Origin of the sequence: Cognatundibacterium luofuense (genome assembly GCF_018139685.1) — a bacterium.
GTDB classification, from domain to species: domain Bacteria; phylum Pseudomonadota; class Gammaproteobacteria; order Burkholderiales; family Burkholderiaceae_D; genus Undibacterium; species Undibacterium luofuense.
The window spans coordinates 1-313 of sequence record NZ_JAGSPN010000467.1 but is presented as its reverse complement, the minus strand read 5'-3'; the positions used below and the strand labels follow the sequence as shown (position 1 = coordinate 313).

The following is a 313-nucleotide window of genomic DNA, read 5'->3' as shown; positions in this document are numbered from 1 at the left end:
AGGCACGTCAATTCTGCCGGGACAATCAAATCTCATTTTTCCTGTTTTATCTGCATCGCTGTCTGGCAGCCATCAACCAGATACCTGAACTGCGCTATCGCGTGCAACAGGATCAGGTGGTGCTGTATCAGCAAATCCACGCCAATGCCACCATAGGCCGCGCGGATCACAGCTTTGGCTTCTGCCCTATCGACTATCAGCCTGCATTCGGTGCTTTTTGTGAACAGGCTGAGCTCAGCATGGCGCGCGTCAAAAGCAGCGAGGGATTGTGCTTTACGCAGACATGCCATCGCGATGATGTGATACATTTATC

At 51.8% G+C, this 313-nt stretch carries 1 protein-coding gene; it reads left to right on the top strand.

The features are described 5' to 3' along the window. The coding region (locus KDM89_RS21250) for a hypothetical protein (RefSeq protein ID WP_212689789.1) at positions 1–313 on the top strand (313 nt) is incomplete at both ends.